1 protein-coding gene is annotated in these 15,697 nt (G+C 48.5%); it reads right to left on the bottom strand.

All coding sequences use genetic code 11. From position 1 onward, the window contains the following. Nucleotides 1–49: 49 nt before the first annotated feature. A complete protein-coding gene (locus KAH19_RS08315) occupies nucleotides 50–15,685 on the bottom strand; it encodes an autotransporter outer membrane beta-barrel domain-containing protein (RefSeq protein ID WP_210684191.1) in 15,636 nt (5,211 codons plus the stop codon). Nucleotides 15,686–15,697 lie beyond the last annotated feature (12 nt).

Genomic DNA, 15,697 nt, shown 5'->3' with positions numbered 1-15,697 from the left:
GCCGCCGCCCCACTTAGAACATTTTTATGCTGCTCGCATACCCCAAATCTTAGAAGCTCCAGCGCAAGCCTGCATCCAACCGCCAGTCATTGCTGCCGGTATCGCCGCCGAATTTCTTCTCGAAGGTAGCATATACATAAGAATTATCATTTACCTTCATGCTGCCGCCCAGCTGCCATTCAAACCAGGTTCCGCCAAAATCAACTGCTGTGCTGCTTGTAGGCTCATTTTCAGCTGCAAAGGTTGTAGTAAAGTCACCGCTGAATTCGTGTGCCAATGCAAATTTCGTATAGAACATTGCCTTGTCAGTTGTTTTGCCCATGCCCAGACCAATACGTCCGATTGCACTGGTAAAGGCATCCTGGCTGACATACATATCCTTCTTCAGGCCTTTGGAGTCGAGGAAGTCGCTGGCTGCACTATAGTCAGCTCCTGCCACACGTCCAACAGTAAATTGTACGCTCGGATCAATGTAGAAGCCGTTCTGCATCTGCATTCTGCGGCCATATTCAGCGCTCAGGGACAGCCCCCAGGTATCATAATCGCCTTCCAGCTTATGACCCATGTCATTGTAAACTGTATAATCATTATCAAGCTTGCCGCCTTTAACGATTACATCAGCATAATGTCCCTTGTCGCTGTTCCAGCTGCCATATACTGACAGGCTGACAGCCTTGCCGTCACCATGACCGCCCATTTCGTAGGTGTTCTTGCCCTTGTTGTAGCTTACAGCCGCACCAAAGAGCTTGTTGTTATCCAGTTGCTTGTCATAGCCTAACTGATATGCATTAAAGCTTGTGCTGTACTTGGTATTCTTAGCATCAAAGCTGTTCTTACCACCGTAGTAACGTGCCCACAGACCGCTTTCCTCATTGTCCAGACGTACATCACCCATGCGCTGCAGCATATCGCTGTTTTCACTGCGCCACAGCAAAGCAGTGGAAGCCATGGCGGATTTAGCGCCACACATCATAGCTGTTTCACTGCTGCCGTAAATAATTTCCGGATCAGTACGCTTAATGCTGCCATCCTTATAATTGCCCTGTCCATGCTCTCCGTAGTTAATATCGCCGTAAACCTTAACCTTCGTCAGGCCTTCGGCAATCTCCACATGACCGCTCAGATTGTCAGGATTGCTGCCCGCATCTGCGTAATACAGTTTCTTGCTCAGCTCACGGAAGAGCTTTTCAATATTATCAGTTTCGGTATAGCTGAGATTATCGGAATTATCGGTTCTTAAGGTAATGCTGCTGCCTTCAGCTGCTTTATCGATATTCAGCGAACCGCCGCCGAACTTGATATTATTCAGGGTGTTGCTTGCTGTATCCTTATCAGCAGTATGCTTGTAGTTGACAACAACGTTTCCGCTGTAATCACCTACATCAATATTACCTGCGTTAGCATCAGTCTGATTAATAATACCGCCATTACCCTTCAGGCTGCGCAGCTTGCTGTTTCCAATATTATTCCATTGAGCCTTGCTGCTATTCAGATGCAGATTAACGTTATCTCCGTCAGCATTACCTGTCCAGATACCCATATCAGCATAGATATTGATTACTGCATCACCGGCAGTACTTACATCACCTGTAAGCTTGCTATCTGCGGTACCCAATCCGATATCTACGCTGCTGCCGGCCGTTGCCAGAACGTTGCCGGTAATATCGGTAAGGATGCTTCCTGCCGCATTATTATTGGCATTAATGCTGATTTTACCTTTATTGTCTGCAGTTACATCACCTTTAACAGTGCCGCCGGCCAGCTCAATGCTGCCTGCATCAGCCTTCACTGCATCGCCGCTGCCTACGGTAATATTTGTCAGACCATCTGCTTTAATACCGCTGCCTGCGCCGTTGGCAACAAACGCACTGTCTGCAGTTACTGCGCCGGTGTTATGCAGAATGATTTTGCCGCCGTTTTCTGCCAGCAAAGCCTGGCCTGCAGCCTTGATATCAAGCTTATCAAGATTCTTAAATTCAATGGTAATCGCATCTGCTTTCACAGCATCAGCACCGGAATTCAGACTCATGCTCTTATTATTGAGCAACAGCTGCAAATCTTTGCCTGCGCCGATGGAAGTACCTGCGGTAGTAATAATGCTTCTGTCCTTGCTGAAGTCGTAAACCGCATTATCTGTATGCAGTACGCCGGCAAGCTTATACTCTTTATCCTGTTTCCATTCGCCGGTAATCTGACTTGTAAAGTTATCTTTTGTCTGTTCTTCCGGATAGGTTACATTCGGAGTAACGCTGCCATCCTTAAGGCTGCCCTGACCGGTCGTCTTATCATAGGCAATATCACCGGTTTGTTTAACAACAGAGCTTGCTGTCAGACCTTCTGCCAACTTAACATAACCGGTAAGATTCCGCTCGCCGGTAATATAACCGGTGTAATACAGCTTATTAGCCAAAGAATTCAAGGCATTGGCAATGCTGACCTCATCACTGAAGTCTACACCGCTTCTGTCCGTCAGCATGGTAATCTTACTGTTGGCTGCTGCCTTGTTAACGGTAAAGTTACCGCCGTATACTTCAGCAGGATTGCTGCTGTTGTGCTTGTAAATGACTGTTGCGTCACCGCTGTAGCTGCCAATCGTTACGCTAGCTGCAGCGTTAGTCATATCAACTATGCCGTTCGTACCAGTGAAGCTCTTCAGGCTGCTTGCACCGCTGTTGTTCCAGGTGCTGTTATTAAGCGTCAGACTAAAGTCTCCGCTTGTGCTTGCACCTGTCCAGATGCTGCCATTTGTCAAAGTTGCACTGCCTGCAGCACTCGTGCTGCCGTTCCACTTGCTGTTGTTGGCAGTAATTGTTACATTTGCACCGCTGTTGTCACCGCTCCAGCTGCTGTCGGTCATATTAACAGTTGCCTTGCTACCGCTGTTTGCACCGGTCCAAGTAGAAGCGTTGCCCAACGTAATGTTCGCATTCGCACCGCCGTTAGCTCCTGTCCAGGCTGCTTTATCTGCTTTCACAGTTACGCCGTCTGCGGTATTGCCTTTGCTCCAGCTTGCGCCGTTGGTCAAAGTTACATTTGCATTGGCTCCGCTGTTCGCACCATTCCATGTAGAAGCATCCAACTTAATCGTGCTGCCTGCACCACTGCTGTCACCGGTCCAGCTTGTGCCGTTCGTCAGCTTTGCGTTCAGCTTGCCGGTATTAGCTCCGTTCCAGCTGCCCTTGCTCAGGCTCATGGTAGTGTTGCCGCTGTTATCACCGCTCCAGCTTGCACCTTCCTTGAAGTTCAGCTCTACGCTGCCGTCGGCATCTGTTGCTACATCTCCGTCCAGCTTGCTGAGGTTCTTGGCTATAACCTTCGCACCCTTGCCATTAGCAGTAATGTCGCTGCCGATAGTTGTATCTGCAGAATCAATCGTTACTGCTGCATTTGCGCCATTTGCGCTCACTGCACCGTTCACCTTTGCAGCCTTCGTTGCCTTAATATTTACGACATTATTTGTGCTTACGTCACCATTCAGCGTTGCATTAACTGCAGTGATCTCTACCTTGCTGTTATTGGCGTTAATTGCTTTCGCACCACTTACTGTCAGGCTACCTGCATCTTGAACTGTCAGCTTACCGCCGGTTATTGCGATACCGTCACCGCTGTTGGCAGTAATAGTCATATCGTTGTTGTTCAGCTTCAAGGTAGTATCTTTGGCTGTAGTAACTGCGCTGCCAGCGGTCGTAATAGTTGTGGCATCTTTCGTGAAGTTATAGATATTGTTATCTACTGTGTTGGAGAGTACGCCGGCCTTACGGTATTCCTTATCAGCGAAGTGCTCACCAGTAATGCTTGTTACAAAGGCTGTTCTGTCCTGTTCTGTCGGATATACAGGTCCCGGCGTTACAGTCTTGTGGTCCGCACTGCCCTGACCGGTTGTCTTGTCATAGACAATACCTGCGGTCTGCTTAGCAACAGAGGTTGCTGTCAGGCCTTCGGCTATCTTCACAGTACCGTTCAGGTTGCTTTCTGCTCCGCCTATTGCTCCCAGGTAGAACAGCTTGCCTGCCAGTGCATCCAGTGCTTCGTTAATCTTATCCTCATCCGTCGTATCTACGCCGGTATTATCCGTCAGCATAGTAATCTTGCTGTTGGCTGCTGCCTTGTTAACAGTAAAGTTACCGCCGTATACTTCAGCAGGATTGCTGCTGTTGTGCTTGTAAATGACTGTTGCGTCACCGCTGTAGCTGCCAATCGTTACGCCGGCTGCTGCATTAGTCATGTCAACTATGCCGTTAGTAGCATTGAAGCTCTTCAGGCTGCTGGCGCCACTGTTGTTCCAGGTACTGCCGTTAAGTGTCAGGCTGAAGTCTGCGCTAGTGCTTGCACCGTTCCAGATACTGCCGTTTGTCAAAGTTGCACTGCCTGCAGCACTCGTGCTGCCGTTCCACTTGCTGTTGTTGGCAGTAATTGTTACATTTGCACCGCTGTTGTCACCGCTCCAGCTGCTGTCGGTCATATTAACAGTTGCCTTGCTACCGCTGTTTGCACCGGTCCAAGTAGAAGCGTTGCCCAACGTAATGTTCGCATTCGCACCGCCGTTAGCTCCTGTCCAGGCTGCTTTATCTGCTTTCACAGTTACGCCGTCTGCAGTATTACCTTTAGTCCAGCTTGCGCCGTTGGTCAAAGTTACATTTGCATTTGCACCGCTGTTCATACCGCTCCAGCTAGAAGCATCCAGCTTAATTGTGCTTCCTGCTCCACTGCTGTCGCCTGTCCAGGTTGTGCCGTTAGTCAGTGTCGCGTTCAGCTTGCCGGTATTAGCTCCGTTCCAGCTGCCCTTGCTCAGGCTCATGGTAGTGTTGCCTGCATTGTCCCCAGTCCAGCTTGCGCCTTCCTTGAAGTTCAGCTCTACGCTGCCGTCGGCATCTGTTGCTACATTGCCGTCCAGCTTGCTGAGGTTCTTGGCTGTAACCTTCGCACCCTTGCCATTAGCAGTAATGTCGCTGCCAATGATAGTATCAGCAGAATCAATCGTTACTGCCGCATTTGCGCCGTCAGCACTTACTGCACCGCTAATTGCTGCGCTTGCTGTTCCGTTAATGCTTACGCTGCTGTTCGCGCCGCTGGCGCTCACTGCACCGTTGACCTTAGCAGCTTTCGCTACTTTGATTGTTACAGTGTTATTCGTAGTCACATCACCATTCAGCGTTGCGTTAACTGCAGTGATATCTACCTTGCTGTTGTTAGCGTTAATTGCTTTCGCACCCTTAACCGTCAGGCTGCCTGCATTCTGAACTGTCAGCTTGCCACCGTTTGTTGCGATACCGTCACCGCTGTTGGCAGTAATCGTCATATCGTGGCTGTTCAGCTTCAGAGTTGCATCTTTGGCTGTATTAACTGCGCTGCCAGCGGTCGTAATCGTAGTTGCGTCTTTCGTGAAGTTATAGATATTGTTATCGACTGTGTTGGAAAGAACGCCGGCCTTACGGTATTCCTTATCAGTCAGATGTTCACCGGTAATGCTCGTTACAAAGGCTGTTCTGTCCTGTTCTGTCGGATATACAGGTCCCGGCGTTACAGTCTTGTGGTCCGCACTGCCCTGACCGGTTGTCTTGTCATAGACAATACCTGCTGTCTGCTTAGCAACAGAGGTTGCTGTCAGGCCTTCGGCTATTTTCACGGTGCCGTTCAGGTTATTTTCTGCACCACCAATTGCACCAGTGTAGAACAGCTTGCCTGCCAGTGCATTCAGTGCTTCGTTAATCTTATCCTCATCCGTCGTATCTACGCCGGTGTTATCCGTCAGCATGGTAATCTTGCTGCCGTTCTTAGCATTGTTGACAGTGAAGTTACCGCCGTATACTTCAGCAGGATTGCTGCTGTTGTGCTTGTAAATGACTGTTGCGTCACCGCTGTAGCTGCCGATGGTTACGCTAGCTGCAGCGTTGGTCATGTCAACTATACCGTTAGTACCGATGAAACTCTTCAGGCTGCTTGCACCGCTGTTGTTCCAGGTGCTGCCGTTCAGCGTAAGAGCAAAGCCTGCGCTAGTGCTTGCACCGTTCCAGATACTGCCGTTTGTCAAAGTTGCACTGCCTGCAGTACTTGTACTGCCGTTCCACTTGCTGTTATTAGCAGTCAGGCTCAAGCCTACGCCGCTGTTTGCACCAGTCCAGCTGCTATCTGTCAGATTTACTGTTGCGTTGCTGCCGGTATTTGCGCCAGTCCAGCTTGCGCTATTGCTCAAAGTGATATTGGCTTTTGCGCCGCCGTTTGCTCCCGTCCAGCTTGATTTATCTGCTTTCACAGTTACGCCGTCTGCAGTATTGCCTTTAGTCCAGCTTGCTCCATTGGTCAATGTAATATCTGCATTTACGCCGCTGTTTGCACCATTCCAAGCAGAACCATCCAGCTTAATTGTGCTTCCTGCTCCACTGCTGTCGCCGGTCCAAGTTGTGCCGTTAGTCAGCGTTGCGTTCAGCTTGCCGGTGTTGGCTCCGTTCCAGGTGCCCTTGCTCAGGCTCATGGTAGTATTGCCGCTGTTGTCACCAGTCCAGCTTGCGCCTTCCTTGAAGTTCAGCTCTACGCTGCCGTCAGCATCTGTTGCCACATCGCCGTTCAGCTTGCTGAGGTTCTTAGCTGTTACTTTAGCTCCGTTGCCATTAGCAGTAATATCGCTGCCAATGGTGGTATCTGCAGAATCAATCGTTACTGCTGCATTTGCGCCATTTGCGCTAACTGCACCGTTGACCTTCGCAGCCTTCGTTGCCTTAATATTTACGACATTATTTGTGCTTACGTCACCGTTCAGCGTTGCGTTAACTGCAGTGATATCCACCTTGCTGTTGTTAGCGTTGATTGCTTGCGCACCACTTACTGTCAGGCTGCCTGCATTCTGAACTGTCAGTGTAGCTCCGGTTGTTGCGATACCGTCACCGCTGTTGGCAGTAATCGTCAGATCGTGGTTGTTCAGCTTCAAGGTTGTATCCTTAGCTGTAGTAATTGCACTGCTGTCGGTAGTAATCGTGGTTGCGTCTTTCGTAAAGTTATAGATATTGTTATCTACTGTGTTGGAGAGTACGCCGGCCTTACGGTATTCCTTATCAGTCAGATGTTCACCGGTAATGCTTGTTACAAAGGCTGTTCTGTCCTGTTCGGTCGGATATACAGGTCCAGGCGTTACAGTCTTGTGGTCCGCACTGCCCTGACCGGTCGTCTTGTCATAGACAATACCTGCGGTCTGCTTAGCAACAGAGGTTGCTGTCAGGCCTTCGGCTATCTTCACGGTGCCGTTCAGGTTATTTTCTGCACCACCAACTGCACCAGTGTAGAACAGCTTGCCTGCCAGTGCATCCAATGCTTCGTTAATCTTATCCTCATCCGTTGTATCTACGCCGGTGTTGTCCGTCAGCATGGTAATCTTGCTATTGGCCGCTGCCTTAGTAACAGTAAAGTTACCGCCGTATACTTCGCCCGGATTACTGCTGTTATGCTTATAGATGACAGTTGCGTCACCGCTGTAGCTGCCGATGGTTACGCCGGCTGCTGCATTAGTCATGTCAACTACACCATTAGTACCAGTGAAGCTCTTCAGGCTGCTTGCACCGCTGTTGTTCCAGGTACTGCCGTTAAGCGTGAGAGCAAAGTCTGCACTAGTGCTTGCACCTGTCCAAACGCTGCCATTTGTCAATACTGCACTGCCTGCGGCACTCGTGCTGCCGTTCCACTTGCTGTTGTCGGCAGTAAGGCTCAGACCTGCGCCGCTGTTGTCACCAGTCCAGTTGCTATCAGTCAGGCTAATAGTCGCATTGCTGCCAGTGTTTGCGCCGTTCCAAGCAGAACCATCCAGCTTAATCGTGCTGCCTACACCACTGCTGTCACCGGTCCAGCTTGTGCCGTTCGTCAGCGTTGCGTTCAGCTTGCCGATATTCGCTCCGTTCCAGCTGCCCTTGCTCAGGCTCATGGTAGTGTTGCCTGCATTGTCGCCACTCCACGCTGCGCCTTCCTTGAAGTTCAGCTCTACGCTGCCGTCAGCATCTGTTGCCACATCGCCGTTCAGCTTGCTGAGGTTCTTAGCTGTTACTTTAGCTCCGTTGCCATTAGCAGTAATATCGCTGCCAATGGTGGTATCTGCAGAATCAATCGTTACTGCTGCATTTGCGCCATTTGCGCTAACTGCACCGTTGACCTTCGCAGCCTTCGTTGCCTTAATATTTACGACATTATTTGTGCTTACGTCACCGTTCAGCGTTGCGTTAACTGCAGTGATATCCACCTTGCTGTTGTTAGCGTTGATTGCTTGCGCACCACTTACTGTCAGGCTGCCTGCATTCTGAACTGTCAGTGTAGCTCCGGTTGTTGCGATACCGTCACCGCTGTTGGCAGTAATCGTCAGATCGTGGTTGTTCAGCTTCAAGGTTGTATCCTTAGCTGTAGTAATTGCACTGCTGTCGGTAGTAATCGTGGTTGCGTCTTTCGTAAAGTTATAGATATTGTTATCTACTGTGTTGGAGAGTACGCCGGCCTTACGGTATTCCTTATCAGTCAGATGTTCACCGGTAATGCTTGTTACAAAGGCTGTTCTGTCCTGTTCGGTCGGATATACAGGTCCAGGCGTTACAGTCTTGTGGTCCGCACTGCCCTGACCGGTCGTCTTGTCATAGACAATACCTGCGGTCTGCTTAGCAACAGAGGTTGCTGTCAGGCCTTCGGCTATCTTCACGGTGCCGTTCAGGTTATTTTCTGCACCACCAACTGCACCAGTGTAGAACAGCTTGCCTGCCAGTGCATCCAATGCTTCGTTAATCTTATCCTCATCCGTTGTATCTACGCCGGTGTTGTCCGTCAGCATGGTAATCTTGCTATTGGCCGCTGCCTTAGTAACAGTAAAGTTACCGCCGTATACTTCGCCCGGATTACTGCTGTTATGCTTATAGATGACAGTTGCGTCACCGCTGTAGCTACCGATGGTTACGCTAGCTGCAGCGTTAGTCATATCAACTATGCCGTTAGTAGCATTGAAGCTCTTCAAGCTGCTGGCGCCACTGTTGTTCCAGGTACTGCCGTTAAGTGTCAGGCTGAAGTCTGCACTAGTGCTTGCACCGTTCCAGATACTGCCGTTTGTCAAAGTTGCACTGCCTGCAGCACTCGTACCGCCGTTCCACTTGCTGTTGTCGGCAGTAAGGTTCAGACCTGCGCCGCTGTTGTCACCGCTCCAGCTGCTGTCTGTCAGGCTAACCGTTGCATTAGCGCCATTATTGGCACCGGTCCATGTGGTTGCGTTGGTCAAAGTAATGTTGGTATTTGCACCGCTGTTTGCGCCTGTCCAAGTTGCTTTATCTGCTTTCACTGTTACTCCGTCTGCGGTATTGCCTTTGCTCCAGCTTGCGCCGTTGTTCAAAGTAATATCCGCATTGGCACCGCTATTCGCACCGCTCCAAGCAGAACCATCCAGCTTAATTATGCTGCCTGCACCACTGCTGTCGCCTGTCCAGGTTGTGCCGTTCGTCAGTGTCGCGTTCAGCTTGCCGGTATTCGCTCCGTTCCAGGTACCCTTGCTCAGGCTCATGGTAGTGTTGCCGCTGTTATCGCCGCTCCAGCTTGCACCTTCCTTGAAGTTCAGCTCTACGCTGCCGTCAGCATCTGTTGCCACATTGCCGTTCAGCTTGCTGAGGTTCTTGGCGGTAACCTTAGCACTCTTGCCGTTGGCAGTAATACCACTACCAATGGTGGTATCTGCAGAATCAATTGTTACTGCTGCATTTGCACCATTTACGCTCACTGCACCGTTGACCTTAACAGCTTTCGCTGCTTTGATTGTTACAGTGTTATTCGTAGCCACATCACCATTCAGCGTTGCGTTGACTGCAGTGATATCCACCTTACTGTTGTTACCGTTGATTGCTTTCGCACCATTAACCGTCAGGCTACCTGCATCCTGAACTGTCAGCGTACCGCCGGTTGTTGCGATACCATCACCGCTGTTGGCAGTAATCGTCAGATCGTGGTTGTTCAGCTTCAAGGTTGTATCTTTGGCTGTAGTAACTGCGCTGCTGTCGGTCGTAATCGTGGTTGCGTCTTTCGTGAAGTTATAGATATTATTATCTACTGTGTTGGAGAGTACGCCGGCCTTACGGTATTCCTTATCAGTCAGATGTTCACCGGTAATGCTTGTTACAAAGGCTGTTCTGTCCTGTTCGGTCGGATATACAGGTCCAGGCGTTACAGTCTTGTGGTCCGCACTGCCCTGACCGGTCGTCTTGTCATAGACAATACCTGCGGTCTGCTTAGCAACAGAGGTTGCTGTCAGGCCTTCGGCTATCTTCACGGTGCCGTTCAGGTTATTTTCTGCACCACCAACTGCACCAGTGTAGAACAGCTTGCCTGCCAGTGCATCCAATGCTTCGTTAATCTTATCCTCATCCGTTGTATCTACGCCGGTGTTGTCCGTCAGCATGGTAATCTTGCTATTGGCCGCTGCCTTAGTAACAGTAAAGTTACCGCCGTATACTTCGCCCGGATTACTGCTGTTATGCTTATAGATGACAGTTGCGTCACCGCTGTAGCTACCGATGGTTACGCTAGCTGCAGCGTTAGTCATATCAACTATGCCGTTAGTAGCATTGAAGCTCTTCAAGCTGCTTGCACCGCTGTTGTTCCAGGTACTGCCGTTAAGTGTCAGGCTGAAGTCTGCACTAGTGCTTGCACCGTTCCAGATACTGCCGTTTGTCAAAGTTGCACTGCCTGCAGCACTCGTACTGCCGTTCCACTTGCTGTTGTCGGCAGTAAGGTTCAGACCTGCGCCGCTGTTGTCACCGCTCCAGTTGCTGTCTGTCAGGCTAACCGTTGCATTAGCGCCATTATTGGCACCGGTCCATGTGGTTGCGTTGGTCAAAGTAATGTTGGTATTTGCACCGCCGTTAGCTCCTGTCCAGGCTGCTTTATCTGCTTTCACGGTTACGCCGTCTGCAGTATTGCCTTTGCTCCAGCTTGCGCCATTGTTCAAAGTAATATCCGCATTGACACCGCTATTCGCACCGCTCCAAGCAGAACCATCCAGCTTAATTGTGCTTCCTGCACCACTGCTGTCACCGGTCCAGCTTGTGCCGTTCGTCAGCGTTGCGTTCAGCTTGCCGGTATTCGCTCCGTTCCAGCTGCCCTTGCTCAGGCTCATGGTAGTATTGCCAGCGTTATCGCCAGTCCAGCTTGCGCCTTCTTTGAAGTTCAGCTCTACGCTACCGTCGGCATCTGTTGCCACATCGCCGTCCAGCTTGCCAATGTTCTTGGCTGTAACCTTGGCACCCTTGCCGTTAGCAGTAACGTCGCTGCCGATAGTTGTATCTGCGGAATCAATCGTTACTGCTGCATTTGCGCCGTCAGCATTTACTGCACCTGTAACAGTCGTAGCTTCGCCGCCATTAATACTTACGCTGCTGTTTACACCATTAGCGCTCACTGCACCGTTGACCTTCGCAGCCTTCGTTGCCTTAATATTTACGACATTATTTGTGCTTACGTCACCGTTCAGTGTTGCGTTGACTGCAGTGATATCTACCTTGCTGTTATTGGCATTGATTGCTTTCGCACCAGTTACAGCAAAGTTTCCTGCATCCTGAACGGTCAGCGTACCGCCGGTTGTTGCGATGCCGTCACCGCTGTTGGCAGTAATAGTCAGATCGTTGTTGTTCAGCTTCAAGGTAGTATCTTTGGCTGTAGTAACTGCGCTGCCAGCGGTCGTAATCGTGGTTGCGTCTTTCGTGAAGTTATAGATATTGTCAGTATCAGGGAGTACACCCGCATCCCTATATTCCTTGTCTGTTACATAATCACCGGTTACAGTTGTTTTAAAATCTGTCTTAGACTGTACATTAGGAATGCTTGTACCATAATCAACGGTTTCTTTATCAAGACTGCCCTGACCGGTTTTACTATCATAACCAATATTACCGGCAAATTTAGTTGCTGATGCAGACGTAAGTCCCTCAGCAATTTTTACATAACCATCAAGATTTTTTTCACCATTTAAGTATCCGGTATAATACAGCTTATTAGCCAAAGCATTCAATGCGTCATTGATGGCATATTTATTGGTAGTTTCCAAACCATTAGAATCTGTCAGCAGGGTAATCCCTGAACCGGTTGTTGCTGTACCAATTGTAATATCACCACCATTAATTTTGGTAACATCATTTACATCATGCTGATAAACAAACGTAGCCTTACCATTATATTTATTAATAGTGAGATTTCCTGCAGTTGCATCCGTCATATCAACTGTAGTACCGCCACCGGCCGCCACAGCTGCAGCCTTTCTCATTTTGCTGATACTGCCGGCATTAAAGCTGTCAAGAACATTATCTCCTTTTAGTTTCCAAAGGCTGTCACCATGCATATTCAGCGTACTGCCGCTACCAATGACATTACCGCTCCAGCTGCTGCCATTATTGATATTAACAGCAACATCCCTACCGCTGCTATTACCTTCCCAACTGCTGCCATTATTCAGAGTTACAGAAGAGCTTTCACCGCTGATGTTACCATTGTAATCGGAATCATCAAGTGTGAGCTGCAAATCGCTGCCACTGCTGTCACCGGTCCAGCTTGCCTTATTTTTCAGTGTAACAACAGCCTTGCTGCCATCATTTTTACCGTTCCAGTCGGATGCGTTCAGTGTTGCATTTATTCCCGTACCCTTATTATCACCGGTCCAGGCAGAATCGGTTGCATTAACCACCATATTGCTGCCGCTGTTGTTGCCGGTCCAGCTTGCTTTGTCCTTCAGAGCCAGATTTACATTATCACCACTGTTATTGCCATGCCAATCGCCTTTTTCTACAAGGAAGTTTCTATCTGCATCAGTGTTATCTCCCTCGGGAGTTTCTGTCTGTACACTGATTTTTTCACCCAAGCTTCCCTGTCCTGTAGTATCGCTGTATTTAACACTGCTTACATATTTAGCTGCAGAAGCCGCTGTCAGACCTTCAGCAATCTGTACCTGCCCGTCCAGATTTCTGCTGCCATTGACATAATCTGTATAATAAAGCTTATTGGCCAAAGCATCGAGAACCTTATTAACAGTTGCTTCAGAAGAAGTATTTACGCCGCTGCTGTCCGTGCGCAAAGCTACAGCAGAGCCGGTTTCAGCAGTCTTCACCGCAAAATTGCCACCCAAAATATTTTCCGGGTTACTGTTATCATGCTCATAAATAACCATAGTATTACCGCTGTATTTGTCTATGGTTATATTCTTGCTGCCACTCTTCTGGAAAATAACGCCTGCAGCACCTGCACTGCCACCTGTAAGTTTGCTGATATGGCTTGCTCCATTGCTGCCGACATCCTCATTATCCTGTGCATAACGTGTATTATTGGCCTGGTTTATCCAGCTTGCACCGTTTTGCAGCCACATATTTACTGTGCCGCCATTATCTACAATGCCGCGCAGATAAGAATCATCCGTAGTCAAAGCTACATTTACCGTACCTGTTTTCAACGCGAAGATATCGCCGCCAAGCTTAACGCTGTTATTGCCGGCCGCTGTGCCATCCTTACCGGTATTGACGTTAATGGTTCCCTGATATGCTCCCAAGGTATAATAACCATAATTCATACCCTTAGGCACATTGATTTCGCCGCCGCCAATAGATACCGTACTGTTCTTAGCATTCGTTGTAATACCATTTCCATAAACATCCATATCAGCAGTACCGCTGACATCTACACGGCTGTTTTCTACCTGCGCAAGAATACCTGCGTTGTTAAAGCGCGACAACACATTATCTGCATTTATAGGAATACCCCATGTTTCGCTGTCAGAGCCCTTTATAGTCAGATTGCCGTTAATCGTAATTGTGTTGGCAACATCGGAAGCATAACTTGCTTCACCCCAACGGTCTGTTTTCTGTACAGCAACGCCATTACCGCCGTAGCTGCCGTTCATAGAGATATTAACATCTCCGTTAACAGTAATCTTGCTGGCAGCCGATTTGCCGGCATCATTCATGATAGCATTATTCAAGGAATTACCATTCACAGCGCCAATAGTAATAATATTCAGCTTACCTGCATTAATAGTAACACTCTTACCATTGCCGGCATAAACACCGACAGGTGTAGCAACACTGTTCTGTACCTGCAGCTGCAGAGTATTGCTGCCGGCGTTGACAGTAACATCATTACCGTCATGCGCATAAACAGCAGCCAGAATATTATTGCTTAAATCAGCCTGTGTTTTCCATGCATTAGGCTTCAGGCTGATAGTTTTATCAGCAGTAAAGGTATAAACACTGTTATCACTGCTGACACCGCTGTAAACGGAACTGTCAGCATCTGTGCCGCTGATGCGTTGGAAATAATCGCCTGTTTTACTATTGGCATTGATGTTGACAATCTTTGTTGTAGTCACAGAAGGAGATGTAAGCCCTTCTTCCCGTGAGGTTGTCAGCAAAGCCTTGTTGCCGAAAACAGTATCACCGGAAAGCAAGGAAACAGAGTTAAATGTATGGTAGGATGTGTTGCCCGCCAGCTCATAGGCACTCCAGGTATAGGTAGGCTTAGCGGCACCATCAGTATAAACTACGATATTATTGCCAAATTCGCCCCAGACACGCTTAGTATAATATTCGGCAAACAGCTTATTGAACCAACCGGTGCCTACACCGGTATTGCCGCCGCCCTCTGTATTGCCTTCAACAACAATTTCCCAATCTACAGGGTTATCCGAGCTCAGATTAGCCACTGTAGTTTTATAAACCTTCAGATTGCTGCCGCCGCCACTGGTTGCCAAATTATATGCCAAGATATAGGCTGTACCATTAGGCCAGACAGTCATATCACGAAAATCAAGGCCATTACTCTTGACGTTTTCCGGCAATACTACAGATTTAGATTCCTGATTCAGAACATTATTGTTAATCGTGGCCAAAGTTATAGCAGATTCACTATTGCCTTGTCCTACATATTGGTAACCGCCGACACCTGTATGCAGCAGTATATCATTATAATTGTTCAGTTTAACCGAGTCAGGATTACGTGCACTGCAGGTATAATTAACATATTCCAGACTACCGTCATCCTTTATCTGATATTGCATAATTATACTGTCATCATAAGGAGCATAACCACCCTTAGGATTGATGCTGACAACTACATAAAGCTGTCCGTTTTTGACAACCATACCTTCGCCATGCACCCAGCCCGGAGAACTGTAACTCATGCCGCAGTAAGTATTAAGATCCTCCATCAGATTACGGGATTTGCTGACTTCTTCGGTCAAAACATTCTTATCGTACTTTACAACGCCGATAGTACCTAAATCATAATCACCGACATAGATATATCCATTATAACCGGCTGCGGAATGCGGGTTGGCACCTTTGGTAATGATGCCGGATGGATAAACCTCATCCTTACTCCAGGTTGTATCGGCACCGATTACCTTCGAAGGAATCAAATCAACTGTACTAGAATTATACTGACGCAGCAAAAACATGCTTTTGCCATCCAGCACAAAGCTATAGGTGCCGGGATCCTTATTCAAGGATTCAATTACTGCTACATTTGCTTTGCTGTCAACCTTATCGGTAACACGTGAGCCGGTAATAGCAGTCATATTGCTGTCACCATAGTTAGAAGGAACAGTTATCAACAGATTGGCTGCGAAAGCGCTGCCGCCAATCATCCATCCACCCATTATTGAAGCTAAAATTGCCGCCTTTTTACTTTTACTGAACTTACGCATTGATAAATCCCC

Source organism: Phascolarctobacterium sp. Marseille-Q4147 (assembly GCF_017968825.1).
GTDB lineage: Bacteria > Bacillota > Negativicutes > Acidaminococcales > Acidaminococcaceae > Phascolarctobacterium_A.
The sequence above is the reverse complement of the archived record's forward strand: the minus strand, read 5'-3'. Positions and strand labels throughout refer to the sequence as shown.